Here is a 25,683-nt window from a genome sequence, read left to right as displayed (position 1 = left end):
GGTCTCACTCCTCCCCCGCGCGGCCGGGGGCCGCATGCCGCATGGGAATATCCAGCACCGTCTCCGGCCCGCCGATTGGCGCGCTGCCCTGGCGGCCCTGCATGCTGCCCGGCTTCGGCCGCTCGCCGCGCTTCAGCGCCTCGAGCAGCTTCACCGTGCTCTCGTAGTCCATGTCCTCGTAGTAGTCGTCATCCACCTGCAGGATCGGCGCGTTCACGCAGCCACCGAGGCATTCCACCTCGGTCATGGTGAACAAACCGTCCTCGCTGGTGTCGCCATAGCCCTTGAGGTGGCCGGCATCCTTGCAAGCCCGGAGAACCTCGTCCGAGCCACGCAGCCAGCAGGGCGTCGTGCCGCAGACCTGCAGGTGAAACCGGCCGATCGGCTTGGTGTTGAACATGAAGTAGAAGGTGGCGACCTCGTAGACGCGGATCGGCGCCATGCCGAGGCGCTCCGCGATCGTGTCCATCGCCACGCGCGGCACCCAGGCGCTGCCGGTGGCGCGCCCCATCTGCTTCTGCGCGACGTAGAGCAGCGGAATGACGCCGCTGGCCTGCTTGCCTTCCGGATAGCGCTTCAGGATCTTCTCGATCTGCGCCTCGCTCTCGGCGTCGAAGGCGAAGCTCGCCGGCTCCTCGTGGTGGGGGGAATGCGGGGCGCTCACCGGTCGATCTCTCCGAACACGATATCCAGGCTGCCGATGACGGAGACGGCGTCCGCCAGCATGTGCCCCTTCGACAGCTTCTCCATCGCCTGCAGATGCGCGAAGCCAGGGGCGCGGATCTTGCAGCGATAGGGGCGGTTGGTGCCGTCAGCCACCAGATAGACGCCGAACTCGCCCTTCGGCGCCTCGACCGCCGTGTAGGTGGAGCCCGCCGGCACGTGGTAGCCCTCGCTGTAGAGCTTGAAATGGTGGATGAGCGCCTCCATCGAGCGCTTCATCTCACCCCGCCGCGGCGAGACGATCTTGCTGTCCGGGATCTTGACCGGGCCGCCGGGCATCTGCGCCAGGCACTGCTTGATGATCTTCAGGCTCTCGCGCATCTCGGCGATGCGGACCAGGTAGCGCTCATAGCAATCGCCATGGCTGCCCACCGGGATCTCGAAGTCGAGCTGGTCGTACACGTCGTAGGGCTGGCTGCGGCGCAGATCCCAGGCGCAGCCCGAGGCGCGGATGCAGGGGCCGGAGAAGCCCCATTCCATCGCCTCCTCGGCCGTCATGATGCCGATATCGACGGTGCGCTGCTTGAAGATGCGGTTGCCCGTCAGCAGGCGCTCGATGTCGTCGACGAATTTCGGGAACTGCTCCGCCCAGGCCGCGATGCGGTCGGTCAGCCCGGCCGGCAGGTCCTTCAGCACGCCGCCGGCGCGGAAGTAGTTGGCGTGGTAGTGCGAGCCGGAGGTGGCGTCGTAGAACTCCAGCAGCACCTCGCGCTGCTCGAAGCCCCAGAGGCTCGGCGTCGTCGCGCCCACATCCAGCGCATAGGTGGTGATGTTCAGGATGTGGTTCAGGACGCGGCTGATCTCGGCGAACAGCACACGGATATACTGCGCGCGGATCGGCGCCTCGATGCCGAGAAGCTTCTCGACGGCCAGGGCGAAGCAATGCTCCTGCGCCATCGGCGCCACGTAGTCCAGGCGGTCGAAATAGGGCAGCGCCTGGAGGTAGGTCTTGTGCTCGATCAGCTTCTCGGTGCCGCGGTGCAGCAGGCCGATATGCGGGTCGGCACGCTCCACCACCTCGCCCTGCATCTCCAGGATCAGGCGCAGCACGCCATGCGCCGCCGGATGCTGCGGGCCGAAATTGATGGTGTGGCTGTCGATCTCGACCGTGCGGGTGCCGCCGGCGGCCGGGGTGTCTTCGGTGCTCAGGCTCATTCGCGGCCGATCCGGTTCAGATGCACCTTCTCGTCGCCGGGCAGCGTCGTCATGCCTTCCCAGGGCGAGAGGAAATCGAAGTTGCGGAAATCCTGCGTCAGCTTCACCGGCTCATAGACCACCGCCTGCCGCTCCGGGTCGTAGCGGACCTCGACGAAGCCGGTCAGGGGGAAGTCCTTGCGCAGCGGATGCCCCTCGAAGCCGTAATCGGTGAGGATGCGGCGCAGGTCGGTCTGGCCCTCGAAGACGATGCCGTACATGTCCCACGCCTCGCGCTCGAACCAGGTGGCGGAGGGCCACAGGTCGACCACGGTGGGCACGGGCGTCGCTTCATCGGTCGTGGTGATGACGCGGATGCGGTGATTGTGGGTCATCGAGAGGAGGTTGTAGACCACCTCGAAGCGCTCCGGCCGGCCAGGCCAGTCGACGCCGCAGATATCCATGCACTGCTGGAAGGCGAAGCGCGGATCGTCGCGCAGCATCTGCAGCACGGCGTGCAGGGCTTCGCGCCGCACGCGGATTTCCACCTCGGCGCCGCGCGCCACCTGGGAGCCGAGCACGGCCCCCTCGGGGATGGCGCCCAGCACGGCGGCGAGCAGGGCCTCATTCGCCGTCGGCGCGCGCGGCGCCTCGGCGGTCTCGATCGCGGTCTGGTCAGCCACGGAGGATGCTCCCCGTCCGGCGGATCTTCTTCTGGAGCTGCAGCACGCCATAGACCAGCGCCTCGGCGGTCGGCGGGCAGCCCGGCACATAGACGTCCACCGGCACGATCCGGTCGCAGCCGCGGACGACGCTGTAGCTGTAGTGGTAGTAGCCGCCGCCATTGGCGCAGCTGCCCATGGAGATGACCCAGCGCGGCTCGGCCATCTGGTCATAGACCTTGCGCAGCGCGGGGGCCATCTTGTTGGTCAGCGTGCCGGCCACGATCATCACGTCCGACTGGCGCGGCGAGCCGCGCGGGATGACGCCGAAGCGGTCGAGGTCGTAGCGCGGCATGTAGGCATGGATCATCGGCACGGCGCAGCAGGCCAGGCCGAAGGTCATCGGCCACAGGCTGCCGGTGCGCGCCCAGTTCACCACCTTGTCGATATTGGCGACGACGAAGCCCTTATCCTCGATCTCGCCGGTGACGCCCTTGATGACGGCGTCCTGCTCGGGGCCCGGCGGCAGACCCTGCCGGTTCCAGCTCAGGTCGCTTTGGTTGCTCGCGCTCATTGGCGGCTCACTCCCAGTCCAGGGCGCCTTTGCGCCATTCGTAGATGAAGCCCACCGTCAGCACGCCCAGGAACGCCATCATCGAGAGGAAACCCAGCCAGCCGATGTCGCCCAGCGCCACCGCCCAGGGGAACAGGAAGGCCACTTCGAGGTCGAAGATGATGAACAGGATGGCGACGAGGTAGAATCGCACATCGAAGCGCCGGCGCGTGTCGTCGAACGGCTCGAAGCCGCACTCATAGGCGGAGACTTTTTCCGCATACGGTTTCTGGCGGGCCGCCAGCACGCTGCCGCCCACCATCGCCACGGCGATGCCCGCGGCAATGGCCAGGAAGACCAGGATCGGGAAATAGTTCGCCAGCAGGGGCTGGGTCATGATGCGTCCGTCCCTCGGGCCTGCGGCCCAACAGTGCCATGCGCAGGGAAGCGCATGGCCAGTCACGCCACGGGGCATGCCGTAGCGCAACGCTGGGCGGACATTACCCCCCCAACGCACGCTTCGCCATAGCCCGGAGGGCATTGCTGAACATTGAAAAATGAAAGCGACGCAAGCCAAAACGCCGCCCCGGATCTCCCCGGGGCGGCGTTTTGCCGATGCGACTGGCGCGAGTGACGGGGCTCGAACCCGCGACCTCCGGCGTGACAGGCCGGCGCTCTAACCAACTGAGCTACACCCGCTTGCGTCGTGGGGCGGGAAATACGGCGCCGCCCGGTTTGTGTCAATCGGCGAAAAGCAGATTAGCGCCGATTGATTTGATGCAGAACTGACCAGCTCCCGCTGGGCCGCCCTGCGCAGGATTGGGCACTGACGGATTCGAACCGCCGGCATCCTCGGTGTAAGCGAGGCGCTCTACCGCTGAGCTAAGTGCCCGCACAGCAGGGCTGCGATACCCTCCCCGCACGCCCTTGGCCAAGCCTTAAAACAACACGGGGCCGGCATCGCTGCCAGCCCCACGGCCCTGCCCCGGCCAGACCGCGGCCGGAGAACGCGCGGAGTCTCAGTTCAGGTCGTCCTTCAGCGCCTTGCCGGCCTTGAAGCGCACCGTGACGGACGCGGCGATCTCGATCTCCTCGCCGGTGCGCGGGTTGCGCCCCTTGCCGGCCTTGCGGCGCGAGGTGGAAAACGTGCCGAAGCCCACCAGGCGGACTTCCTGCTTCGCCTTCAGCGACTGGCTGATCGCGTCGAACACCGCGTCGAGCACCTCGCCGGCCTTGGCCTTGGAAAGCTCGCCCGTCTCGGCGACAACCGCGACGAGATCCTGTTTGTTCACGTGGTTCATCCTCGCCCTGGGGGGTCGGGGCCAACGGAAGCCGGCCCGTATCGTCGGCGACACTAGGCAGCCGATTTTTCCGCCGTCAACGCCGCGCTGAAGGCAAGCCGGCCGGCCGCGGCCAATTTCCGGGGCTGATGCAGCCCGGTCACGGCGCGAGCGTCGCCATGCCCCTGGAAGCCACAAAAAAACCCGGGGAAGGTATCCCTCCCCCGGGTTCAGAAGCCTGTCCGGCGCGGCCTGGAGGCCGCGCCAGAGCGAATCAATGCGGCAGGCTGGCCGGCTGGGCGGCCTTGCCATCGGCGGCGGCCGGCGGGGCCTCCTCCGGCTCCGACCAGTCGATCGCCTCGGGCGGGCGCGCCAGCGCCTTGCTGATCACCTCGTCCACATGCGAGACGGCGTTGATCGTCAGCCCCTTCTTCACGTTGTCCGGGATCTCGGCGAGATCCTTTTCATTGTCCTTGGGGATGAAGACCGTGGTGATGCCGGCGCGCAGCGCCGCCAGCAGCTTCTCCTTCAGCCCGCCGATCGGCAGCACGCGGCCACGCAGCGTGATCTCGCCCGTCATGGCGACATCCTTGCGCACCGGGATACCGGTCAGCACGGAGACGATGGACGTCGCCATGGCGATGCCGGCGGAGGGGCCGTCCTTCGGAGTCGCGCCCTCCGGCACGTGCACATGGATGTCCCGCTTCTCGTACAGCGTCGGCTTGATGCCGAAGCTGGCCGAGCGGCTGCGGACATAGGACAGCGCCGCGGAGACGCTCTCCTGCATCACGTCGCCCAGCTTGCCGGTGGTCTGCACCTTGCCCTTGCCGGGCACCAGCACCGACTCGATGGTCAGGATCTCGCCGCCCACCTCGGTCCAGGCCAGGCCGGTGACGACGCCCACCATGTCCTCCGCCTCGGCCTCGCCGTAGCGGAACTTCTTCACGCCCGCGTACTTCTCGAGGTTCTTGCGGTTGATGGCGACCTTCTTGGCCTTCTTGGAGACGATCTCCTTGACGGCCTTGCGGGCCAGCCCGCCCACCTCGCGCTCCAGGTTCCGCACGCCGGCCTCGCGCGTGTAGTAGCGCACCAGGTCGAGCAGCGCCTCGTCCGTCACGCTCCACTCGTTCTCCTTCAGCCCGTTGGCCTCGGTGACCTTGGGCATCAGGTGGCGGCGGGCGATCTGCACCTTCTCATCCTCGGTGTAGCCGGGGATGCGGATGATCTCCATGCGGTCCAGCAGCGGCTGCGGCATGCGCAAGGAGTTGGCCGTGGTGACGAACATCACGTCCGAGAGGTCGTAATCCACCTCCAGGTAGTGGTCGCCGAAGGTGGAGTTCTGCTCCGGGTCCAGCACCTCGAGCAGGGCCGAGGACGGGTCCCCACGCCAGTCGGCGCCGAGCTTGTCGATCTCGTCCAGCAGGAAGAGCGGGTTGGAGGTCTTGGCCTTCTTCATGCCCTGGATGACCTTGCCCGGCATGGAGCCGATATAGGTCCGCCGGTGGCCGCGCACCTCCGCCTCGTCCCGCACGCCGCCCAGCGACATGCGCACGAAGTTGCGGTTGGTGGCCTTGGCGATGGACTTGCCGAGGCTGGTCTTGCCGACGCCCGGGGGGCCGACCAGGCAGAGGATCGGGCCGCGCACCTTGGGCGAGCGCGACTGCACCGCCAGGTACTCCAGGATCCGCTCCTTCACCTTGTCCAGCCCGTAATGGTCGGCGTCCAGCACCTCCTCGGCCTTGGCCAGGTCGTTGCGGACCTTCGACTTCTTCTTCCACGGGATGGAGAGGATCCAGTCGAGGTAGTTGCGCACCACCGTCGCCTCGGCGCTCATCGGCGACATGGAGCGGAGCTTCTTCAACTCGCCCAGCGCCTTGTCGCGCGCCTCGGGGGAGAGCTTGGTGGCCTTGATCTTGGCCTCCAGCTCGGCCGACTCGTCCTTGCCGTCCTCGCCCTCGCCCAGCTCCTTCTGGATCGCCTTCAGCTGCTCGTTCAGATAGTACTCGCGCTGGGTCTTCTCCATCTGCCGCTTGACGCGGTTGCGGATGCGCTTCTCCACCTGAAGAACGCCGATCTCGCTCTCCATATGGGCGAAGACACGCTCCAGCCGGGCCGAGACGCTGCCGATCTCGAGCAGCTCCTGCTTCTCGGCGATCTTCAGGTTCAGGTGGCTGGCGACCGTGTCCGCGAGCTTGGCCGAATCCTCGATCTGGTTGATCGAGACCAGCACCTCGGGCGCGATCTTCTTGTTGAGCTTGATGTACTGCTCGAACTGCCCGACCACGGTGCGCGCCAGCGCCTCGATCTCGGGCGACTCGGCGGCATCCTCCTCCTGCGGGGCCGTGTAGGCCTCGAAGTACTGGTCGGTTTCCTTGAAGCCGAGCACGCGCGCCCGCTTGCCACCCTCGACCAGGACCTTGACGGTCCCGTCCGGCAGCTTGAGCAGCTGCAGCACGGTGGAGACGGTGCCGACATCGTACAGGTCCTCGGCGCCCGGGTCGTCCTGCGCGGCGTTGCGCTGGGCGACGAGCAGGATCTGCTTGTCCTCCCGCATCACCGCCTCCAGGGCGCGGACGCTCTTCTCCCGGCCCACAAAGAGGGGAACGATCATGTGGGGGAAGACGACAATGTCCCGCAGCGGCAGCACGGGGAGCAGTTCACCGCTCGTCAATTCGGGTTTCTTATCCGCCATAGGGGACCTCACTCAGGACAGTCGGCGCAGGCCCGCCCGCTTCTCGGCACGGCCCCGCGCCACGGGGTTCTCCCAGGAGATGGGATCGGCCGGTGCGCTGGGCAAGCCATGCAGGCCAGCCCCGCGTTCCAGGCCGGGCCGACCTCATGCGGAAGACTGCTCCGCCGCCCGTTCACCATAGATGAACAGGGGGGCGGCGCGGCCTTCGGCCACCTCCTTGTTCACCACCACCTCCTCGACATCTTCCAAACCGGGAAGGTCGAACATGGTGCCCAAAAGAATGCCTTCCATGATGGAACGCAGCCCGCGGGCGCCCGTCTTGCGCTGGATGGCGCGGGTGGCGACCGAGCGCAGCGCGTCCTCGGTGAAGGTCAGCTTGGTGGCCTCCATCTCGAACAGGCGCTGGTACTGCTTGACCAGGGCATTCTTCGGCTTGGTCAGGATCTCGATCAGCGCCTTCTCGTCCAGGTCGTCGAGCGTGGCGATGACCGGCAGGCGGCCGATGAATTCCGGGATCAGGCCGAACTTCAGCAGGTCCTCGGGCTCCACCTCGCGCAGGATCTGGCCGGTGCGGCGCTCATCCGGCCCCTTGACCTCGGCGCCATAGCCGATGCCCGAGCCCTTGCCGCGGCCGGCGATGATCTTCTCGAGGCCGGCGAAGGCGCCGCCGACGATGAAGAGGATGTTCGAGGTGTCGACCTGCAGGAATTCCTGCTGCGGGTGCTTGCGCCCGCCCTGCGGCGGCACGGAGGCCACGGTGCCTTCCATGATCTTGAGCAGCGCCTGCTGGACGCCCTCGCCCGACACGTCGCGCGTGATCGAGGGGTTGTCCGACTTGCGGCTGATCTTGTCGACCTCGTCGATATAGACGATGCCGCGCTGGGCCCGCTCCACATTGTAGTCGGCCGACTGGAGCAGCTTGAGGATGATGTTCTCGACATCCTCGCCGACATAGCCGGCCTCGGTCAGCGTGGTGGCGTCGGCCATGGTGAAGGGCACATCGAGGATGCGCGCCAGGGTCTGGGCCAGCAGCGTCTTGCCGGAGCCGGTGGGGCCGACCAGCATGATGTTGGACTTGGCGATCTCGACTTCGCCGGTCTTCGCGCCGTGGGCCAGGCGCTTGTAATGATTGTGCACCGCAACCGAGAGCACGCGCTTGGCGTGTTCCTGCCCGATCACGTAATCATCCAGCACCTTGCAGATCTCGCGCGGGGTCGGCACCCCGTCACGGGACTTCACCAGATGCGTCTTGTGCTCCTCACGGATGATGTCCATGCAGAGTTCGACGCACTCGTCGCAGATGAAGACCGTCGGGCCGGCGATGAGTTTGCGTACCTCGTGCTGCGACTTGCCGCAGAACGAGCAATACAGGGTGTTCTTTGAGTCGCCGGACTTGCTCATGCGCGCTCCTGGACCCCCCGGCGTTGGGCCGGGCGATCTTGCGGGACTGTAGCCCCCCTGTCATCCAGGGGGAAGTTGGAACAGGGGCGGGCGGCCCGCGCCGCTCCCACCCCCGCCCTGCGGGTCTGCCCCGGGACTGTGCGGCCCCGGTGCCATGTCACCCCTTCGGCGCTTCCGCCGGGGTCGTGGGCCGCTCCTCGACCACCTGGTCGATCAGCCCGAACTCCTTCGCTTCCTCGGCCGACATGTAGCTGTCGCGCTCGAGCTTGCGCTCGATCTCCTCGATCGGCTGGCCGGTGTGCTTCACGTAGATCTGGTTCAGCCGCTTGCGCAGCGCCAGGATCTCACGCGCCTGGATCTCGATGTCCGTGGCCTGCCCCTGCGCCCCGCCCGAGGGCTGGTGCACCATGATGCGGCTGTTGGGGAGGGCGAATCGCTTGCCCTTCTCGCCGGCCGTCAGCAGCAGGCTGCCCATCGAGGCGGCCATGCCGAGGCAGACGGTGCTGACCGGGCTGCGGATGTACTGCATGGTGTCGTACATCGCGAGGCCGGCCGAGACCACGCCGCCCGGGCTGTTGATGTAGAACGCGATATCCTTGTTCGGATTCTCGCTCTCCAGGAACAGCAGCTGGGCGCAGATCAGCGACGACATCTGGTCGTAGACCGGACCCGTCAGGAAGATGATCCGCTCCTTCAGCAGGCGCGAATAGATGTCGAAGGCCCGTTCGCCCCGGGCGGTCTGCTCGATGACCATCGGGACGAGGTTGTTGTACAGTTCGACCGGATCGCGGTCCCGCATTTTGCATCCTCTCGCGGCAGCGGGTGCCCCGGAACCCTCCCGCGGGCCCCTGCCCGCGGCGCCCCGGCACCGGCCCGCCACCGTCACCCTAAAGCTTCACAGGTTAACATGGGGCAGCCGGAGCCGGCGCGAAAGAGGGCCGGCGCACATGGCAGCGGGCCGGGAGCGGCAAATCCACCCCCGGCCCGCGGTCTCACCTGGCCCTGAGGCGGTGCTCAGCCGGCCGGATCGGCCGAGAGCTCGCCCGCCGGCACTTCCTTCTCGGTGACCTGGGCCAGTTCGAGCATGAAGTCGACGACCTTCTCCTCGAAGATCGGGGCGCGCAGATTCTCGATCGCCTGCGGGTTCTTCTGGAAGAACTCCAGCACCTGCCGCTCCTGGCCCGGGTAGCGCTGGGCCTCGGTGCGCATGGCGCGCGAGAGCTCCTCGTTCGTCACCTGGATGTTGTTGCTGCGGCCGATCTCGGACAGCAGCAGCCCGAGGCGGATGCGGCGCTCGGCAATGGCGCGGTAGTCGCTCTTCAGCGCTTCCTCATCCTTGCCCTTGTCCTCCTCGTCCAGCTGCCCGGCCTTCAGGTCGGCCTCGACCCGCTGCCAGATCTGGGCGAACTCGGCCTCCACCATCGAGGGCGGCACCTCGAAGCTGGCCTGGGCCGAGAGGGCGTCGAGCAGCTTGCGCTTCACGTTGAGGCGGGAGAGCTGGTCGTACTCGCCCTGCAGCGTCTCGGTGATGCGCTGCTTCAGCTCGTCCAGGCTGGCCAGGCCGAGCTTCTTGGCGAACTCGTCGTCCAGCGCGGCATCGACCGGCTTCTGCAGCTTCTTGGCGGTCAGCTCGAAGCGGGCCGGCTTGCCGGCCAGCTCGGCGGCGCCGTACTCGGCCGGGAAGGTCACGTCCACATGGCGGGTCTCACCCACCTGGATGCCCTCCAGACCCTCGGCGAAGCCGGGGATGAACCCGCTGCCGCCGATCTCCACCGGCATGTCCGTGCCCGTGCCGCCGGGGAAGGGCTCGGAAAGCCCGGCCGCATCGCCACCCTGGCGCAGGCTCGCCTGGGTCACGGTCAGGATGGTGTCGTCCTGCTTGCCACCCAGCTCGATGCGCACGCTGACGCGCAACTGGCCCTTGGCATCCGCCGGCACGGTCCAGCTCGCGGTCACGGGCGACTCGGCCGGGCCAGGATTGGCGATCTGCGTCTCGCCGGACTGCAGGACGGTGCCGCCGTCCTGCAGCTCGAAGAACACGACCGACTTGGCGCTCTCCGGCAGGGCGGCGTCAGCCTTCCAGCGGAAGGACAGCGTCAAGGAAGCGCCGCCTTCGGCAGGCAGTCCGGCCGCGAAGACGATGCGCGCCGCCTTGGTCTCCGAAAGCTTGACCTGGGCGCCACCTTCCGCCGGCTCCAGGCTCCCGCTGCCTTCCGCGTGGGTCAGCTTCCAGCTCTGCACCGGCTCGCCCGAAAGCAGCTCCTTCCCCTCGACCAGCCGCCCGACAAAATCCGTCACCACCACGTCGCCCTGGGCGGCGGGGCGGGACTCGGCCACATCCTCCATGGCGCGGTTGCGGGAGGCGATGCCTTCCAGCGCCTTGGTGACGTCCTCGTCGCCCACCTTGGCCACCGGCTTCTCCAGGCTGATCGCCGAGAAATCGGGCAGCGGGATCTCGGGCAGCTGCTCCAGCTCGATCTTGAACTCGAGGTCGGCGCCCTCCGAGAAATTCACCAGCTCGATCTTGGGCTGCATGGCCGGGCGCAGGCCGCGCTCGTCGATCACCGTCTTGGTGACCGACTGCACCTGCTCCTCCAGCACCTCGCCCATGATGGCGGAGCCGTAGCGCTGCTTCACCACGCCCATCGGGATCTTGCCGGGGCGGAAGCCCGGCATGCGGATCTCCTTGGCCAGCGAGACCAGACGCTGATCGCGCGCCGCGGCGATATCAGCCGCCGGAACCACCACGGTAAAGGCCCGCTTCAGCCCCTCGGCTGCCAGCTCGGTCACCTGCATCGCCACACCATGCTCCTGAAATTCAGTCCTGCGCCGGTCGCCGGTGGTGCGGGCGGAGGGATTTGAACCCCCACGGCTTGCGCCACTGGAACCTAAATCCAGCGTGTCTGCCAGTTCCACCACGCCCGCGAACGCAGTCCCGGCGTCTCCATAAGGGGGCGCGTTTAGCGCAGTGGCATCGTCTTTGAAAGGGTCCCCGCCGTCATCGGCGCCCATTCCATCCCGCTTGCGCGGCTGCGCGGCGCCCGGCACACAGTCTGGACGATGCCCGAGGTCCGCATGAGCACCGCCACCACAGCCTCCTCCCCCGCCCTCCACGCGCCGCTGGACGACCTGCCGGAGCGCATCCGCGCCCTGTCCACCAACCAGATCGCCGAGATCGCCGATCTGGGGCGGGACGACCCGGAGGTGATCAAGCTCTGGATCGGCGAGGGCGACCTGCCCACCCCGCCCTTCATCGTCGAGGCCGCCGCCGCCGCCATGCGGGAGGGCCAGACCCGCTACACCTACGCCCTCGGCCTGCCCCGGCTGCGCCAGGCGCTCTCCGACTACCACCGCCGCCACTGGGGGGTGGAGGTGCCGGCCAGCCGCTTCACCCTCACCGCCGGCGGCATGAACGCCATCATGCAGGGCCTGCAGGCCGTGCTCAGCCCGGGCGACGAGGTGATCTTCCCCGCCCCCCACTGGCCGAACCTGGCCGAGACGGTGCGCGTGCTGGGGGGCAGCCCGGTGCCGGTGGCGCTGCGCCAGACCGAGGCGGGCGGCTTCCACCTGGCGCTGGAGGACATCGCCGCCGCCATCACGCCCCGCACCCGCGTCATCGCCATCAATTCCCCCTCCAACCCGACCGGCTGGGTGATGCCGCGGGCCGAGATGGAGGCGGTGCGCGACCTCGCCCGGAAGCACGGCCTCTGGATCCTGTCGGACGAGGTGTACAACCACTTCACCTACGGCAACGCCATCGCCCCCTCCTTCCTCGAGATCTGCGACGGCACGGACAGGCTGCTGGTCAGCAACACCTTCTCGAAGAACTGGGCGATGACCGGCTGGCGCGCCGGCTGGCTGATCTTCCCCGAGGGCATGGCCGCGGTGTTCGACAACCTCGGCCAGTACAACACCACCAGCATCCCCACCTTCATCCAGTACGCCTGCATCGCCGCGCTGGAGCAGGGGGACGACTTCATCCGCACCATGGTGGGGCGCTGCCAGGAGAGCCGCCGCATCATCTGCGAGGGGCTGGCCGCCATCCCCGGCATCCGCGCCGAGGCGCCGGAAGGCAGCTTCTACGTGATGTTCTCGGTGGAGGGGGAGACGGACGCCAAGGCCCTCGCCGTCCGCATCCTGCGCGAAGCCAAGGTGGGGCTGGCGCCGGGCACCGCCTTCGGGCCCTCCGGGCAGGGCAAGCTCCGGCTGTGCTTCGCCATCGACACGGCGCTGGCACGCGAGACGGTGCGGCGGCTGAGCGAGTTCTTCAGGAAGTAAAAAGGGCCGGGGGAAGGAATTCCCCCGGAAGCCCCCTTCTTTTCTCTGTCAGCTTTCCAGAAGCGCCTGGGCGCAGGCGTCCAGGATGGCGTCGGTGTCCAGGCCGTATTCCCGGTAGAGGTCGGGGATGTCGCCGGACTGGCCGAAACGGTCCACGCCCAGCGGCACCACGCGCTGGCCGCGCACCGCCCCCATCCAGGCATGCGCCGCCGGGTGGCCGTCCAGCACCGAGACGATGGCGGCACCCGGCGCCAGCGGCGCCAGCAGCCGCTCGATCGCGGACGACGCGGCCCCGGGCCCCTGCCGCGCCGCGCGGCGCGAGGCCAGCCAGCCGGCATGCAGCCGGTCCGGGCTGGTGACGGCGAGCAGCCCCGCCCCCGGCTCCTCCTCCCGCAGCGCCTCGAAGGCGGCCATGGCCTCCGGCGCCACCGGGCCCTGGTAGGCGATGGCGATGCGCGCGCCGGGCTCCGGCGCCACCGCCCAGTAGCCGCCGGCGATCACCGCCGCCGGGTCCAGCACCCGCTCGGGCTGCACGATACTGCGGGTGGAAAGCCGCAGCCACACCGCCGAGCCATCCGGCTGCTGCATGTGGTGGAAGGCGTGGCGCAGCAGGATCGCCAGCTCATCCGTGTGCGCCGGCTCGTAGCTCGCCAGCCGGTCCTGCGCGATACCGAGCAGCGGCGTGTTGCTGCTCTGGTGCTGCCCGCCCTCCGGCGCCAGCGTCAGGCCGGAGGGGGTGGAGACCAGCAGGAAGCGCGCATCCTGGTAGCAGGCATAGATCAGCGCATCGAGGCCGCGGTTGACGAAGGGGTCGTACACCGTGCCCACAGGCAGCAGCCGGGCGCCGTGCATCCGGTCCGCCAGCCCCAGCGCGCCCAGCACCAGGAACAGGTTCTGCTCGGCGATGCCCAGCTCCACATGCTGCCCCTTGGGCGACATGCCCCAGCGCTGCGCGGAAGCCAGCTTGGCATCGCGGAACACGTCGTTCTTCAGGTGCCGGTCGAAGATGCCGCGCCGGTTCACCCAGGGGCCGAGGCTGGTTGAGACCGTCACGTCCGGGCTGGTGGTGACGATGCGGCTGGCCATCGCCTGCGTCTCGCGCCCGCCGCGGCCGATCTCGGCCAGCATCTCGCCGAAGCCCGCCTGGGTGGAGAGCATCCTGTTGGGCGGCAGGCGCGGCGGGCTGAGCGTGGCCGGCACCGGCACCTCGGACGCCGAGAGGCAGCGCCCCTCCGGCGTCAGCTTCTGCGCGAAGGGCAGGCCGGCCAGGAAATCGGCCAGCTCGTCCTCCGGGATGTCGAGCCCCTCGAAGCGGTCCCACTCATGGCCGGGGCGGATGCCCATCTCGGCGCGGAACACCTCCATCTGCTCGCGGGTCATCAGCCCGGCATGGTTGTCCTTGTGCCCGGCGAAGGGCAGGCCCATGCCCTTCACCGTGTATGCGATGAAGCAGGTGGGCTGGTCCCCCGCCGCCTCCTGGGCGCGGAAGGCCTCCGTCAGCGTCTCGATGTCGTGGCCGCCGAGATTGGTCATCAGCGCGCCCAGCTCCTCGTCGGTCAGCGGGTCGATGATGGCGCGGATGCCGTCGATGCGCCCCAACTCCGCCAGCAGCGCGGCCCGCCAGGCGGCGCCGCCCTGGAAGGTGAGCGCCGAGTAGAGGCTGTTCGGGCAGTCGTCGATCCAGCGGCGCAGGTGCTCGCCATCCTCGCGGGCGAAGGCGGCCTCCAGCTTGCGGCCGTATTTCAGGGTGACGACGTTCCACCCCATGTCGCGGAACAGCCCCTCGATGCGGCCGAACAGCCGGTCCGGCACCACGGAATCGAGGCTCTGGCGGTTGTAGTCGATCACCCACCAGACATCGCGGATGTCGTGCTTCCAGCCCTCCAGCAGGGCCTCGTAGATGTTGCCTTCATCGAGTTCCGCATCGCCCACGATGGCGACGTGCCGCCCCTGGGGCATGCCCTCCCGCGCCAGCCCGTGCAGGTGCACATAGTCCTGCACCAGCGCGGCGAAGGAGGTGAGCGCCACGCCGAGGCCCACGGAGCCGGTGGAGAAATCCACCTCCGCCCCGTCCTTCACCCGGCTCGGATAGGGCTGGATGCCGCCGAACTGCCGCAGCGTGGCGAGCTTCTCCCGCTCCTGCCGGCCCAGCAGGTAGTTCACCGCGTGGAACACCGGCCCGGCATGCGGCTTCACCGCCACCCGGTCCTGCGGCCGCAGGATGTCGAAGTAGAGCGCCGTCATGATCGCGGCGACCGAGGCGGAGGAGGCCTGGTGCCCGCCCACCTTGAGCCCGTCCCGGTTGGGGCGGATGTGGTTGGCGTTGTGGATGGTCCAGGCCGAAAGCCAGAGGAGCTTCTTCTCCAGCGCGCGCAGGAGGCGGAGGCGCCGGGCGGGGTCTTCCGCGGCGCGCAGCGCGCGCCGGTCTGGCGTGGCGTTCATGGGCTCCCCTTTCCGGGTGATCTGGTCCTGGACCAGGCCAGCCTAGGAGGCTTTGGGCCCGCCACCAAGTCACCGCATGTTCACCACTTGACCTTATCAACCGGGACGAGGCGGCCGTCGGATTGGTGCAAGGTCGCAGGCTTGCCGTCTGCACAAAGGTCCTTCCCCATGCCGCACGATTCTCTGCCCTCCGCGCGCGGCTGCCTCGGATGCCGCTCGGAGGCCCTGGCAAGCCTGCCGCCGATCGCTATGGCCTTCCAGCCCATCGTCGCCCTGGTCCCCGGCGGCACCGCCATCTTTGCCTATGAGGCGCTGGTGCGCGGGGCGCAGGGGGAGCCGGCCAGCCACGTCCTCGCCCAGGTGGGGCCGGACAACCGCTATGCCTTCGACCAGCGCTGCCGCGTGCAGGCGATCGAGCAGGCGGCGGCGCTGGGGCTGGGCGGGACGGAGGCCTCGCTCTCCATCAACTTCATGCCCAACGCCGTGTACGAGCCCCAGGCCTGCATCCGTGCCAGCCTGGAGGCGGCCCGCCGCGTCAGCCTGCCGCGCGAGCGCCTGATCTTCGAGTTCACCGAGGGGGAGGCGATGGCGGACCCCGCGCACCTGCTGAACATCCTCTCCACCTACCGCGCCACCGGCTTCCGCACCGCCATCGACGATTTCGGCAGTGGCTGGTCGGGCCTCAACCTGCTGGCCATGTTCCAGCCCGATATCGTCAAGCTCGACATGGGGCTGCTGCGCGGGGCGGATACGGACGCCGCACGGCGCATCATCCTGCGCCATACCGTCGCGATGTGCCGGGACCTGTCCATCCAGGTGGTGGCGGAGGGCGTGGAGACGGAAGGCGAGCTCCAGGTGCTGCGGGAACTCGGGGTCACGCTGTTCCAGGGCTATCTGTTCGCGCGGCCCGGCTTCAACGCCCTTCCCGTCCCGTCTCCCCTGCCGAGGTGAGGTCCCCGCCCTGGGACCAGGGCCGACTAGTCGTCCCCGGACTGTGGTTCAGGGGCTACGGGTTCAGGGCCCGCTGCGGGCCAGCTTGCGCAGCGCGGTGGCGGCGGCGCGGCTGCCCTCGCCGACATAGCCCTCGTGGTAATCCTCGATCTTGGCCGGATCGTAGAGATAGTTGACCATGAAGCCGAGGCTCTCGCGCATTCCCTTCTCCGAGATGTCGCCGCGCCAGCAGATCCGCTCCACCCGGGCGCCATTCGAGAGGTGGAAATGCCCCACCGGGTCGCGCGCACGGCGGCCGCCGCGGCCGGTCTCCAGCACGAGGTAGCGGGCGCAGAGCCGCGTCAGCACCGGCTCGGTCTTCGGCCCCCACCCTTCGGTCAGCGGCCGGCGGCCGCCCAGCAGCGCGCGCAGCGCGGCATTGCCGTCGGCCAGGCCGGAGAGCTCGACAAGCTGCTTGTTCTCCTCCTCCGTCAGCAGCTTCGGGTGCGGCTCGATGAGCTGCTCCTCCAGCCAGCGGCGGAAGCCGGGAATGGGGGAGAGGGTGGAGAAGGTCTTGAGGTTCGAGAACTCCTCCGACAGCAGCGAGACCACCCGCTTGATCAGGAAATTGCCGAAGGAGATGCCGTCCAGCCCGCGCTGGCAATTGTTGATGGAGTAGAAGATGGCCGTGTCCGCAGCGCGGGGGTCCTGCACCGGGGCGCGCTCGTCCAGCAGCGTCTGCACCGAGCCGGACAGCCCCTTCACCAGCGCCACCTCGACGAAGATCAGCGGCTCCTCCGGCATGCGGGGGTGGAAGAAGGCGTAGCAGCGGCGGTCGGAATCCAGCCGGTTCTTGAGGTCCCGCCAGGTGCGGATGCGGTGCACCGCCTCGTAGCCCACCAGCTTCTCCAGCAGCGCGGCAGGCGAGTTCCAGTCGATCCGCCGCAGGTCGAGGAAGCCGAGGTCGAACCAGCTTCCCAGCAGGCTGCGCAGGTCGGCGTCCAGCGCCCGCAGCATCGGGTCGGCCCCCATCAGCCGCACCAGGTCGGCGCGCAGGTCCACCAGGAACTTCATGCCGTTGGGGATGGAGGTGAACTGCGTCAGCAGCCGCAGGCGCGGCGGCTCCAGCACCCGGCGCAGCTTCGCCTTGGCGCTGGCGCGGGCAGCGGCGTCCGGCGCCGCGCTCACCTCGCGCATTGCCCCCTCCACCGCTGCCGGGTCTGAGTCGAAGCCGGCCAGCGCCCTGAAGAAGGCCACCCGTCCTGTCTCGTCCAGCCCCAGATAGGCCTGCGCCAGGTCGGCGGCGCGTGCCCGGGCGGAGACCTCGCCACCGCGCGCCTCCAGGCAGGCGCGCATCCGCGCCTCCCAGGACAGCCCCTCGGCCGGGGTGGAGACAGAGGAGGCCATGTCCCGCCACAGCAGCGAGACCTTCTTCAGCGCCCGATCGAAGAAGCCGACTTCGGCGACGGCGACATCCGACATTGATCCCTCCTCCATTCAGCCCGGGCCGGGAGACCCTCGACGGCAGTGTGGACCACGCGATCCTGAAATCTGATGAAACATGTGGTGAGCAATCTGCCGCAGCCCAGGGTCAAAAGGAAAGGCGTGCGGCGATACTCGCGCCGATTTCCGGCAGCAGCGCCTCCGCCACCAGCGGCGCCTGCGGCGGCGCGCCGCCCAGGGCACGGAACGCCGCCTCGCCATGCAGCCACACGGCGGCGCAGGCCGCCTCGAACGGCGCCATGCCCTGCGCCAGCAACCCGGCCACCAGCCCGGCCAGCACATCGCCGCTGCCGGCGGTGGCCAGGGCGGGCGGCGCATGGTCGTTGATCGCCACACGGCCATCCGGCGCGGCGATGATGCTGTCGGCACCTTTCAGGACCGTTACCGCGCCGGTCCGCGCGGCGGCGGCGCGGGCGGCGGCCAGCCGGTCGGCGCCGGGCGGGCCGAAGACGCGGGCGAATTCCCCGGCATGGGGCGTCAGTACCGCCGTGCCATGCAGCGCCCCGGGGTTGCCGGCGGCAGCCGTCAGCGCGCCGCCATCGGCCACCACGGCGCGCCCGGCCCGCACCACCTGGCGCAGCACCGCCAGCGCCTCCGGCCCCGCCGGCAGGCCGGGGCCGAGCAGCCAGGCATTGCGCCGGGTATCCTCCAGCAGCGCCGCGGGGGGCGCCTCGGTCACCAGCAGCCCCGGCTCGCCGGCGCGGAACAGGGCGGCGGTGGCGGCATCCGGCGCCGCCACCGTCACCAGACCGGCCCCGGCCCGCCGCGCGGCCCCGGCCGCCAGCCGGGCGGCACCCGGCATCTCCGCCCCGGCCAGGAGCGTGACATGGCCCAGGCTGAACTTGTGGCTCCCGGCATCACGGCGCGGCAGCGCCCACAGCCCCGGACCGTTGCGGAAGGCGCGCGGCCCGATGCCGGGCAGCACGCTCTCCGGCAGGCCGATCTGCGCCAGCTCGACCGTGCCGCAAAGCGCCCGCCCCGGCAGCAGCAGGTGCCCCGGCTTCTGGCGGAAGAAGGTGACGGTGAGTGCCGCCTGCGGCGCGAAGCCGCCCAGCGGCTGGCCGGTGGCGCCATCCAGCCCCGACGGGACATCCACCGCCACCAGCGGCGCCGCCACGCCGCGCAGCAGCGAGGCCAGATCCGGCGCCAGCGGCCGCGCGAGGCCGGCGCCGAACAGCGCGTCGATCACCAGCCCGGCCCGGCCGATCTCGGTGGCATCCAGCGGCACCACCGGGCCGCGCCATTCGGCGGCCACCATGGCGGCGTCGGTGCCCGGGCGCGGAGCCGCGAGCGGCGCCACGGCCACCGGCCAGCCCGCCTGCTCCAGCAGGCGCGCCGCCACATAGCCGTCGCCGCCATTGTTGCCGGGGCCGGCCAGCACCAGAACGCGGCAGGGGCGGAAGCGCCGGCGCACCGCGCGCGCCACCGCGCCGCCCGCCGCGCGCATCAGCGCGAGGCCGGCATGGCCGGCGGCGGCGGCCGCGCGGTCGGCCTCCGCCATCTCGGAGGGGGTGAGGAGGGCGTCGATCATCATGCCAGGCCAGGCTAGCGCGCTCGGGATGTGGCGGGAACGCGCCCTGCCCGGCGGCGTTGCGCCCGGCCGGGCCGGATTGCCCAGCGGGCGGGCAGAACCGTGCCGCCGCCCGCGCTTTCCGGCCCCACCCCCTGGCGCGGCGCTTGCTTCGCCTGGGCTGGGCTGGCAGTTGGCCCCCGGTCAACGGGACCGGCAGGGTGGAGGTGCGGCATGGCGGCGGTGGAGCGACCTTTCGTCGAGATCGATCAGGTCTCGATGCGCTATGGCGGGGCCGAGGGCACGCTGGCGCTGCGCGATGCCACGCTCTCCGTGGCGCGGGGCGAGTTCGTCGCCGTGGTGGGCCCCTCGGGCTGCGGCAAGTCCACGCTGATGAAGCTGGTGAGCGGGCTGTGGCCCTCCAGCGCCGGCAGCGTCATCGTCGGCGGGCAGGAGGTGGACCGGCCGCTGCCCATGGTGGGCATGGCCTTCCAGAACCCCACCCTGCTGCCCTGGCGCACCATCCTGGCCAATGTGATGCTGCCGCTGGAGGTGGTGGAGCCGCACCGCCGCCGCCTGCGCGCCGAGCGGGCCGCCTATGAGGCGAAGGCGCGGCAGCTTCTCGCCATGGTCGGCCTCGCCGGCTTCGAGGGGAAGTACCCCTACCAGCTCTCGGGCGGCATGCAGCAGCGCGCCAGCCTCTGCCGCGCCCTGATCCACGACCCGCAGCTGCTGATGCTGGACGAGCCCTTCGGCGCGCTCGACATCTTCACCCGCGAGGATCTCTGGGCGCAGCTGCAGGAGGTCTGCCTGACGCTGAAGCCCACCGTCATCCTGGTGACGCACGACCTGAAGGAGGCCGTGTACCTGGCCGACCGGGTGCTGGTGATGTCCTCCCGCCCCGGCCGCATCCTGGCCGAGCGGCGCGTCCCCTTCCCCCGCCCGCGCCGGCTGGATGACACCTACACCGCCGAGTTCCAGGCCCTGGTGCACGAGCTGCGCGACCACATCAACGCCGCCCGCCAGGGGCAGGAGACCGACCATGCCGCATGACGCCGGCCCCCAGGGCGAAGGCGCCCCAGCCCCGCCGCGCGGCGACGCCCCAGCCCCCCGCCGCGGGGACGCCAATGCCCGGCGCGTGGAGGCGATGGCCGCCGCCGCCCGCCGCCGCCGCCGGCTGCAAGGGATGCTGCCCTGGCTGATCATCCTCGGCACCTTCCTGCTGTGGGAGGCGGCGGTGCATGGCTTCGCCATCGACGCCTTCATCCTGCCCGCCCCCTCGGCCATCGCCGCCAGCATGGTGCAGTGGTGGCAGCCGCTGCTGGAAAATGCCTGGCAGACGCTGATGACGACGCTGGTGGGCTTCGGCCTGGCCATCGTCTTTGGCCTGGCGCTGGGGGTGGCGATCGGCTCATCCACCCTGCTCTACCACGGGCTCTACCCGCTGCTGATCGGCTTCAACTCGGTGCCCAAGGTGGCGGTGGTGCCGATCCTGGTGATCTGGTTCGGCATCGGCACAGTGCCCGCCATCATCACCGCCTTCCTGATCAGCTTCTTCCCGATCGTGGTGAACGTGGCCACCGGCATCGCCACCGTGGAGCCGGAGCTGCGGGACGTGCTGCGGGCGCTGGGCGCCCGGCCGCTCGACATCATCCGCAAGGTGGGGCTGCCGCGGGCGATGCCCTATTTCTTCGCCTCGCTGAAGATCGCCATCACGGTGGCCTTCGTCGGCTCGATCCTGGCGGAGACGGTGGCGGCCAACAAGGGCATCGGCCAGCTGATGATGCTGGCCAGCAGCCGCTTCGACGTGCCGCTGGTCTTCGCCGGGCTGATGGTCACGGCCTTCATGGGCGTGGCCATGTACGCGGTGGCCGCCGCCATCGAGCAGCGCACCACCGGCTGGGCGATGCGCGGCCAGGGTGAGCAGCAGGTGTCGGGGGTGGGCGGCGCCTGAGCCGCTTCCCCGGGCTTTGCGTCAGGCGCTGCGCACCTCGCTCATGAAGCCATCCATCGCCTGGCGCAGCGAGCGGGAATGGCCGCCGAGACCGCCGGCCGCACTGCTGAGCTGCCCGGCCACCTGACGGGCGGAGGAGGCATCCGCCTCGAAGCCGCGCATCATCTCGCTGACGCGGCGGTTGCCGGCGGCGGCCTGCTGCACGGTGCGGGCAATGGCGTCGGCCGTCTGGCCCTGCTGCGCGACCGCCTCGGCGATGGCGGCGGCGATCTGGTTGATCTCGTCGATGGTGCGGGCGATGTTCTCGATCGCGGCCACCGCCTCGCGCGTCGCGCCCTGCACCTGCCCGATCTGGCCGCTGATCTCCTCCGTGGCCTTGGCCGTCTGGTTGGCGAGGTTCTTCACCTCACTGGCCACAACCGCGAAGCCCTTGCCCGCCTCGCCGGCCCGCGCCGCCTCGATGGTGGCGTTCAGCGCCAGCAGGTTGGTCTGGCCGGCGATGCTGTTGATGAGGCTCACCACGTCGTCGATCCGCTTGGCGCCCTCGGCCAGGGCCTGCACCACCGTGTCCGTGCGGCGGGCATCCTCCACGGCGCGGGCGGCGATGCGGGTCGCCTCGCCGAGCTGGCGGCTGATCTGGCCGACCGAATTGGTGAGCTGCTCGGCCGAGCTGGCGGCCGCCTGCACATCCTGGTCCGCCCGCGCGGCGGACTGCGCCACGGTGCCGGACACCTCGCCGATGCGGCCCGCATTGCCGACGATGACCTGGACAGCCTCCTCCATCTGCCGCACCGACTGGCCGAGCTCCTCCACCACGCCGCTCATGCGTTGCTCGAAGGTGCCGACGAGACGGTTGGTCAGGCTGGTCCGCGCTGCCTTCTCGGCCCGCGTGAAACACTCCAGCAGCAGCTCGCAATGCAGCCAGGCGACATGCGAGAGGCTCAGCCGCAGGGCGAATTTGCGGGCCGCCTCCCGCCGCACCCAGCCGGGGCCGGGCGGGTTCAGGCCCAGCTCCTCGCTGATCAGGTTCAGGGTGGTGACACCGCAAAGGCCGACCCCGTAGATCGGCATGCCATGGCGGTGCAACGCCACCCCCAGCGCCTCCGCCGATTCCAGGAATCCCGCATCCAGCTGTCCCGTGGCCACCCGCTGCCAGTGCGCCACCCGCAGGCGGTGCACCTCCGGGTGGCGCAGGGCCGCCATCGCCTCCGGCCAGCTGGCCAGGCGGGAGAGGCCCCGCTCCAGAAGGCCCGGCAGGGTCTTCTCGGCGAAGTCGCGCAGGCTCGGAAGCACTTCCAGATCCTCCGCGGTGATGCCGAAGGTGGACAGGCGCTGCCGCAGCTCGGGTGGGATGGAAACTGTCATGCGGAACCTCTGGCCGTGGGGCGGCAAGCGTTGGATGTTTCAGGCGCTTCGACTCTGTACGAAGAGGATTAAGGAAACGCTGAGTGGGCCTTTCCCCGTGCCTCGGCCGGCCCCGCCCGGCGGACGCGCAAGATGATTGCGGCCGTCACTGGCGTCACGTTAGAAAGTTTGGAGGCCGCCCGACCGCCGCCCGCCGTCCGGAAGACATAAGGAAACCGTCCATGGTGCAACGCCGCCATCTGCTGGGGCTGGCCTCCGCCGCCCTCGCCGCGCCCACCCTGCTCGGCCCCCGCCCCGCGCGCGCCGAGGAGGTGACGCTGCGGCTGCACCACTTCCTCCCCGCCGTCTCCAACGTGCACCGCAACTTCCTGGCGCCCTGGGCGAAGAAGGTGGAGGAGGCCTCGGCCGGCCGGCTGAAGATCCGCATCTTCCCCGCCATGCAGCTCGGCGGCGCGCCGCCGCAGCTCTACGACCAGGCGCGCGACGGCGTGGCCGACATCATCTGGACCCTGCCCGGCTACACCGCCGGCCGCTTCCCCCGCATCGAGGCGCTGGAGCTGCCCTTCACCGCCAACCGCAGCGGCCTGGCCAATGCCCGCGCCACCCAGGCCTTCGCCGAGAGGCACCTGGCCGAGGAGTTCGGCGAGGTGCACCCGCTCTGCTTCTGGTCGCATGATGGGGGGCTGATCCACTCCCGCAGCCCGGTGCGGAAGCTCGAGGATCTGCGCGGCATGAAGCTGCGCTTCCCGACCCGCCAGGCCGGCGAGGGGCTGCGCGCGCTCGGTGCCGCGCCCGTCGGCATGCCGGTGCCGCAGGTGCCGGAGGCGCTGACCCAGGGCGTGCTGGACGGCGCCGTGGTGCCGTGGGAGGTGGTGCCCTCCATCAAGCTGCAGGAGCTGGTGCGCAACCACACCGCCTTCCCCGGCAGCCCCACCTTCTATGTCGCCACCAACGTGCTGGCGATGAACAAGGCGAAGTACCAGTCTCTCCCCGCCGACCTGCGCGCGGTGCTGGATGCGCAATCCGGCCAGGCCGCCGCCGCCATGGTGGGCGCCATGCTGGACGAGCAGGCCGTCATCGTCTCCGAGCAGGCGCGCCGCCGCGGCAACACGCTGATCGAGCTGGAGCCGGCCGAGGCGGAACGCTGGCGCGCCGCCTGCGCGCCGGTGACGGAGGCATGGCTCGGCCAGATGCAGGGGCGCAATGTCGATGGCGCGGCCCTGCTGGCCGATGCCCGCGCGCTGTTCGCCCGCTACGCCGCCTGAAGCCGCGGCCCGGGCGGGCCGTCCGCGCCGCCTCCGCCGGCCGGCTCCCCACGCCCGGGGCCAGCCGGCGTCCCGCCCGAACGCCGCCGCCCCAGGAAGCCCCCCCATGACCCCCGCCCCCTGCCGGAGCCGTACCCAATGGCCCTGACCGCCTCCCCCGGAGGCCGGCCGCAGCATGGCCCGGTGGCGCTGCTCTGCCGGGCGCTGATGCTGGCCGGCGGTGCCATGCTGCTGGCCACCGCCCTGCTCACCGCGGCCAGCGTGCTGCGCCGCTGGCTGCTGGGCCAGCCCATCCCGGGCGATTTCGAGCTGGTGCAGGCCGGCTCGGGCCTCGCCGTGTTCGGCTTCCTGGCCTTCGGCACGCTGCGGCGCGCCAACATCCTGGTGGACAGCTTCACGAGCTGGCTGCCCACCGGGCTGTGCCGCGTCATCGACGCCTTCTGGAATCTCGTCTGGGCCGCTGCGGCGGCGCTGCTGGGCTGGCGCATGGTGCTCGGCGCGCTCGATGCGTGGCGCAGCGACACGCGCAGCATGGTGCTCTCCATGCCGCTGTGGTGGGCCATCGGCCTCGGCGCGCTGGCGCTGCTGGCCACCGCCCTGGCGGCGCTGCGCTGCGCCCTGCAGCCGGCGGAGAAGACATGAGCGAGGAGTTCCTGCTCGCCGGCACCGGCTTCGGCGCGCTGCTGCTGCTCATCGCGCTGCGGGCGCCGGTGGGTCTGGCCATGCTGCTGGTGGGCGCCTTCGGCTACCAGCACATCGTGGGGTGGGAGGTGCTGGCCAACTACCTGAAGGCCACGCCCTGGCATCTCTTCGCCAGCTACACCTTCTCCGTCATCCCCCTCTTCATCCTGATGGGTGCCATCGCCGAGCGCGGCGGGCTGGCGGGCGACCTGTTCACCGCCGCCCAGGCGCTGGTGGGCCAGCGGCGCGGGGGCCTGGCCATCGGCGTCATCGGCGCCTGCGCGGCGTTCGGGGCGGTGTGCGGCTCCTCGGTGGCCACCACCGCCACCTTCGGCCGCGCCGCCCTGCCGGAACTGCGCCGCCACGGCTACGAGCCCGGCCTCGCCGCCGGCACCATCGCGGTGGGCGGCACGCTGGGCATCCTGATCCCGCCCAGCGTCATCCTGGTGGTCTATGCCATCAGCACGGAGCAGAACATCGCCAAGCTGTTCATGGCGGCGCTCATCCCCGGGCTGCTGGCGGCGGCGCTCTACATGCTGGCCATCCTGCTGCTGGCGCGGCGCCGGCCGGAGGCGATGCCCCCCGCCCCCGCCCTCTCCGCCGCCGGGCGCCGCGCCGCGCTGCGCGCCGTGCTGCCGGTGCTGGCCATCGCCGTCATCGTCGTCGGCGGCATCTATGGCGGCGTCTTCACGCCGACCGAGAGCGCGGCCATCGGCGTCGTCGCGACGCTGGCGGTGGCGCTGCTGCGCGGCAGCCTGGGCCTTGCCGGGCTGTGGCAGGCGCTGCGCGGCACCGCCGAGACCACGGCGATGATCTTTGTCATCCTGCTTGGCGCCGAGGTGTTCAACGCCTTCCTGGCGCTGACCCAGGCGCCGGACCTGCTGGCGCTGTGGATCTCGGAGCAGGCGCTGCCGCCCTACGGCATCCTGGCGCTGCTGCTGCTCAGCTACATCCTGCTCGGCGCCGTGATGGACGAGCTGGCGATGATCCTGCTGACGCTGCCGATCTTCTTCCCCGTCGTCACCGCGCTCGATTTCGGCTTGGCGCCGGAGGAGACGGCGATCTGGTTCGGCGTGCTGGTGCTGGTGGTGGTGGGCATCGGCCTCACCGCGCCGCCGATCGGGCTGAACGTCTTCGTCGTCGCCGCCCTGGCGCGGGACGTGCCGATGGCCCGCATCTACCGCGGCGTGCTGCCCTACCTGGCCATGGACGTGGTAAGGCTGCTGCTCTGCGTCGCCTTTCCGGCGCTGCCCCTTGCACTGGTGCGGTGGCTGGGCTGAGCCGCATTTCACGGGGTATTGACCGGCGCC

The 25,683-nt window shown here is 70.1% G+C and carries 20 protein-coding genes, 3 tRNA genes and 2 pseudogenes; 7 read left to right on the top strand and 18 right to left on the bottom strand.

Annotated elements, in window-relative coordinates; all coding sequences use genetic code 11:
* Positions 1-4: 4 nt before the first annotated feature.
* The 14 genes and pseudogenes from nuoE to CR165_RS00690 form a co-directional block, all read right to left on the bottom strand.
* Entirely contained in the window at positions 5-664 is a 660-nt protein-coding gene (gene nuoE / locus CR165_RS00755) for an NADH-quinone oxidoreductase subunit NuoE (RefSeq protein WP_109515047.1), read from the bottom strand.
* A complete protein-coding gene (locus CR165_RS00750) occupies positions 661-1,878 on the bottom strand; it encodes an NADH-quinone oxidoreductase subunit D (protein WP_109515046.1) in 1,218 nt (405 codons plus the stop codon). Before CR165_RS00750 ends, nuoE begins: the two co-directional genes overlap by 4 nt.
* On the bottom strand, positions 1,875-2,540 hold the full coding sequence (locus CR165_RS00745) for an NADH-quinone oxidoreductase subunit C (protein WP_245906031.1): 666 nt from the start codon (positions 2,538-2,540) through the stop codon (positions 1,875-1,877). The genes CR165_RS00750 and CR165_RS00745 overlap by 4 nt, the downstream gene beginning before the upstream one ends.
* Complete coding sequence (locus CR165_RS00740) at positions 2,533-3,093, bottom strand: NuoB/complex I 20 kDa subunit family protein (RefSeq protein ID WP_109515044.1); 561 nt, start codon at positions 3,091-3,093, stop codon at positions 2,533-2,535. Before CR165_RS00740 ends, CR165_RS00745 begins: the two co-directional genes overlap by 8 nt.
* 7 nt (positions 3,094-3,100) lie before the next feature.
* Positions 3,101-3,469: an NADH-quinone oxidoreductase subunit A gene (locus CR165_RS00735; RefSeq protein ID WP_109515043.1), complete on the bottom strand. Its 369-nt coding sequence runs from the start codon at positions 3,467-3,469 to the stop codon at positions 3,101-3,103.
* 225 nt (positions 3,470-3,694) lie between these two features.
* Positions 3,695-3,771, bottom strand: a tRNA-Asp gene (locus CR165_RS00730).
* 121 nt (positions 3,772-3,892) lie between these two features.
* Positions 3,893-3,964 (bottom strand) — tRNA-Val (locus CR165_RS00725).
* 127 nt (positions 3,965-4,091) lie between these two features.
* Positions 4,092-4,373 carry an HU family DNA-binding protein gene (locus CR165_RS00720; RefSeq protein ID WP_109515042.1) on the bottom strand — a complete coding sequence of 94 codons (282 nt, stop codon included), beginning with the start codon at positions 4,371-4,373 and terminating at the stop codon, positions 4,092-4,094.
* Positions 4,374-4,626: 253 nt separating this feature from the next.
* Complete coding sequence (gene lon, locus CR165_RS00715; RefSeq protein ID WP_109515041.1) at positions 4,627-7,044, bottom strand: endopeptidase La; 2,418 nt, start codon at positions 7,042-7,044, stop codon at positions 4,627-4,629.
* A gap of 144 nt (positions 7,045-7,188) precedes the next feature.
* Positions 7,189-8,445, bottom strand: a complete 1,257-nt coding sequence (gene clpX / locus CR165_RS00710) for an ATP-dependent Clp protease ATP-binding subunit ClpX (RefSeq protein ID WP_109515040.1) — start codon at positions 8,443-8,445, stop codon at positions 7,189-7,191.
* 157 nt (positions 8,446-8,602) lie between these two features.
* Positions 8,603-9,244, bottom strand: coding sequence for an ATP-dependent Clp endopeptidase proteolytic subunit ClpP (gene clpP / locus CR165_RS00705; RefSeq protein WP_109515039.1), 642 nt, complete (start codon positions 9,242-9,244; stop codon positions 8,603-8,605).
* Positions 9,245-9,459: 215 nt separating this feature from the next.
* A pseudogene (gene tig / locus CR165_RS00700) lies at positions 9,460-10,248 on the bottom strand (trigger factor); the annotation flags it as partial.
* 627 nt (positions 10,249-10,875) lie between these two features.
* Positions 10,876-11,241: pseudogene (locus tag CR165_RS25500) on the bottom strand (trigger factor); the annotation flags it as partial.
* A gap of 44 nt (positions 11,242-11,285) precedes the next feature.
* A tRNA-Leu gene (locus tag CR165_RS00690) sits at positions 11,286-11,370 on the bottom strand.
* 150 nt (positions 11,371-11,520) lie between these two features.
* Here CR165_RS00690 and CR165_RS00685 point away from each other — a divergent pair.
* Positions 11,521-12,723 (top strand): pyridoxal phosphate-dependent aminotransferase, encoded by a 1,203-nt coding sequence (locus CR165_RS00685; RefSeq protein WP_109515450.1) that lies wholly within the window; start codon positions 11,521-11,523, stop codon positions 12,721-12,723.
* Between the two features lie 48 nt (positions 12,724-12,771).
* Here CR165_RS00685 and CR165_RS00680 read toward each other — a convergent pair whose 3' ends face one another.
* Complete coding sequence (locus CR165_RS00680; protein WP_109515038.1) at positions 12,772-15,165, bottom strand: 1-deoxy-D-xylulose-5-phosphate synthase N-terminal domain-containing protein; 2,394 nt, start codon at positions 15,163-15,165, stop codon at positions 12,772-12,774.
* Positions 15,166-15,333: 168 nt separating this feature from the next.
* On the opposite strand from CR165_RS00680, the gene CR165_RS00675 reads away from it, so the two are divergent.
* Entirely contained in the window at positions 15,334-16,116 is a 783-nt protein-coding gene (locus tag CR165_RS00675) for an EAL domain-containing protein (RefSeq protein ID WP_367604194.1), read from the top strand.
* A gap of 63 nt (positions 16,117-16,179) precedes the next feature.
* Here CR165_RS00675 and CR165_RS00670 read toward each other — a convergent pair whose 3' ends face one another.
* Together CR165_RS00670 and CR165_RS00665 are read right to left on the bottom strand one after the other, a co-directional pair.
* Complete coding sequence (locus CR165_RS00670; protein WP_109515036.1) at positions 16,180-17,577, bottom strand: malonyl-CoA decarboxylase; 1,398 nt, start codon at positions 17,575-17,577, stop codon at positions 16,180-16,182.
* Positions 17,578-17,686: 109 nt separating this feature from the next.
* Positions 17,687-19,132: an NAD(P)H-hydrate dehydratase gene (locus tag CR165_RS00665; protein ID WP_109515035.1), complete on the bottom strand. Its 1,446-nt coding sequence runs from the start codon at positions 19,130-19,132 to the stop codon at positions 17,687-17,689.
* Positions 19,133-19,342: 210 nt separating this feature from the next.
* Between CR165_RS00665 and CR165_RS00660 the strand changes: the two genes are divergently transcribed.
* Together CR165_RS00660 and CR165_RS00655 are read left to right on the top strand one after the other, a co-directional pair.
* Positions 19,343-20,161 carry an ABC transporter ATP-binding protein gene (locus CR165_RS00660; RefSeq protein ID WP_109515034.1) on the top strand — a complete coding sequence of 273 codons (819 nt, stop codon included), beginning with the start codon at positions 19,343-19,345 and terminating at the stop codon, positions 20,159-20,161.
* Entirely contained in the window at positions 20,151-21,062 is a 912-nt protein-coding gene (locus CR165_RS00655) for an ABC transporter permease (RefSeq protein ID WP_109515033.1), read from the top strand. Before CR165_RS00660 ends, CR165_RS00655 begins: the two co-directional genes overlap by 11 nt.
* 21 nt (positions 21,063-21,083) lie before the next feature.
* Here CR165_RS00655 and CR165_RS00650 read toward each other — a convergent pair whose 3' ends face one another.
* Positions 21,084-22,427 (bottom strand): globin-coupled sensor protein, encoded by a 1,344-nt coding sequence (locus tag CR165_RS00650; protein ID WP_109515032.1) that lies wholly within the window; start codon positions 22,425-22,427, stop codon positions 21,084-21,086.
* Positions 22,428-22,648: 221 nt separating this feature from the next.
* Here CR165_RS00650 and CR165_RS00645 point away from each other — a divergent pair, with 221 nt between their 5' ends.
* From CR165_RS00645 to CR165_RS00635, 3 genes are all read left to right on the top strand, one after another.
* Entirely contained in the window at positions 22,649-23,692 is a 1,044-nt protein-coding gene (locus CR165_RS00645) for a TRAP transporter substrate-binding protein (RefSeq protein ID WP_109515031.1), read from the top strand.
* Positions 23,693-23,830: 138 nt separating this feature from the next.
* A complete protein-coding gene (locus tag CR165_RS00640) occupies positions 23,831-24,334 on the top strand; it encodes a TRAP transporter small permease (protein WP_109515030.1) in 504 nt (167 codons plus the stop codon).
* Complete coding sequence (locus CR165_RS00635; protein WP_109515029.1) at positions 24,331-25,653, top strand: TRAP transporter large permease; 1,323 nt, start codon at positions 24,331-24,333, stop codon at positions 25,651-25,653. The genes CR165_RS00640 and CR165_RS00635 overlap by 4 nt, the downstream gene beginning before the upstream one ends.
* Positions 25,654-25,683 lie beyond the last annotated feature (30 nt).

The organism is Teichococcus aestuarii (genome assembly GCF_003116135.1).
In the GTDB taxonomy this organism is placed as follows: domain Bacteria; phylum Pseudomonadota; class Alphaproteobacteria; order Acetobacterales; family Acetobacteraceae; genus Pseudoroseomonas; species Pseudoroseomonas aestuarii.
Note: the sequence above shows the minus strand (reverse complement) of the source record. Positions and strands in the feature narration are given on the sequence as shown.

Coding starts and splice junctions, on each gene's coding strand:
- CR165_RS00750 (WP_109515046.1), bottom strand. CDS start 1,878: ATGAGCCTGAGCACCGAAGACACCCCGGCCGCCGGCGGCACCCGCACG.
- CR165_RS00655 (WP_109515033.1), top strand. CDS start 20,151: ATGCCGCATGACGCCGGCCCCCAGGGCGAAGGCGCCCCAGCCCCGCCG.
- CR165_RS00635 (WP_109515029.1), top strand. CDS start 24,331: ATGAGCGAGGAGTTCCTGCTCGCCGGCACCGGCTTCGGCGCGCTGCTG.
- CR165_RS00670 (WP_109515036.1), bottom strand. CDS start 17,577: ATGTCGGATGTCGCCGTCGCCGAAGTCGGCTTCTTCGATCGGGCGCTG.
- CR165_RS00675 (WP_367604194.1), top strand. CDS start 15,334: ATGCCGCACGATTCTCTGCCCTCCGCGCGCGGCTGCCTCGGATGCCGC.
- clpX (WP_109515040.1), bottom strand. CDS start 8,445: ATGAGCAAGTCCGGCGACTCAAAGAACACCCTGTATTGCTCGTTCTGC.
- CR165_RS00680 (WP_109515038.1), bottom strand. CDS start 15,165: ATGAACGCCACGCCAGACCGGCGCGCGCTGCGCGCCGCGGAAGACCCC.
- CR165_RS00685 (WP_109515450.1), top strand. CDS start 11,521: ATGAGCACCGCCACCACAGCCTCCTCCCCCGCCCTCCACGCGCCGCTG.
- CR165_RS00740 (WP_109515044.1), bottom strand. CDS start 3,093: ATGAGCGCGAGCAACCAAAGCGACCTGAGCTGGAACCGGCAGGGTCTG.
- lon (WP_109515041.1), bottom strand. CDS start 7,044: ATGGCGGATAAGAAACCCGAATTGACGAGCGGTGAACTGCTCCCCGTG.
- CR165_RS00660 (WP_109515034.1), top strand. CDS start 19,343: ATGGCGGCGGTGGAGCGACCTTTCGTCGAGATCGATCAGGTCTCGATG.
- CR165_RS00650 (WP_109515032.1), bottom strand. CDS start 22,427: ATGACAGTTTCCATCCCACCCGAGCTGCGGCAGCGCCTGTCCACCTTC.
- CR165_RS00645 (WP_109515031.1), top strand. CDS start 22,649: ATGGTGCAACGCCGCCATCTGCTGGGGCTGGCCTCCGCCGCCCTCGCC.
- CR165_RS00640 (WP_109515030.1), top strand. CDS start 23,831: ATGGCCCTGACCGCCTCCCCCGGAGGCCGGCCGCAGCATGGCCCGGTG.
- CR165_RS00665 (WP_109515035.1), bottom strand. CDS start 19,132: ATGATGATCGACGCCCTCCTCACCCCCTCCGAGATGGCGGAGGCCGAC.
- clpP (WP_109515039.1), bottom strand. CDS start 9,244: ATGCGGGACCGCGATCCGGTCGAACTGTACAACAACCTCGTCCCGATG.
- CR165_RS00735 (WP_109515043.1), bottom strand. CDS start 3,469: ATGACCCAGCCCCTGCTGGCGAACTATTTCCCGATCCTGGTCTTCCTG.
- CR165_RS00720 (WP_109515042.1), bottom strand. CDS start 4,373: ATGAACCACGTGAACAAACAGGATCTCGTCGCGGTTGTCGCCGAGACG.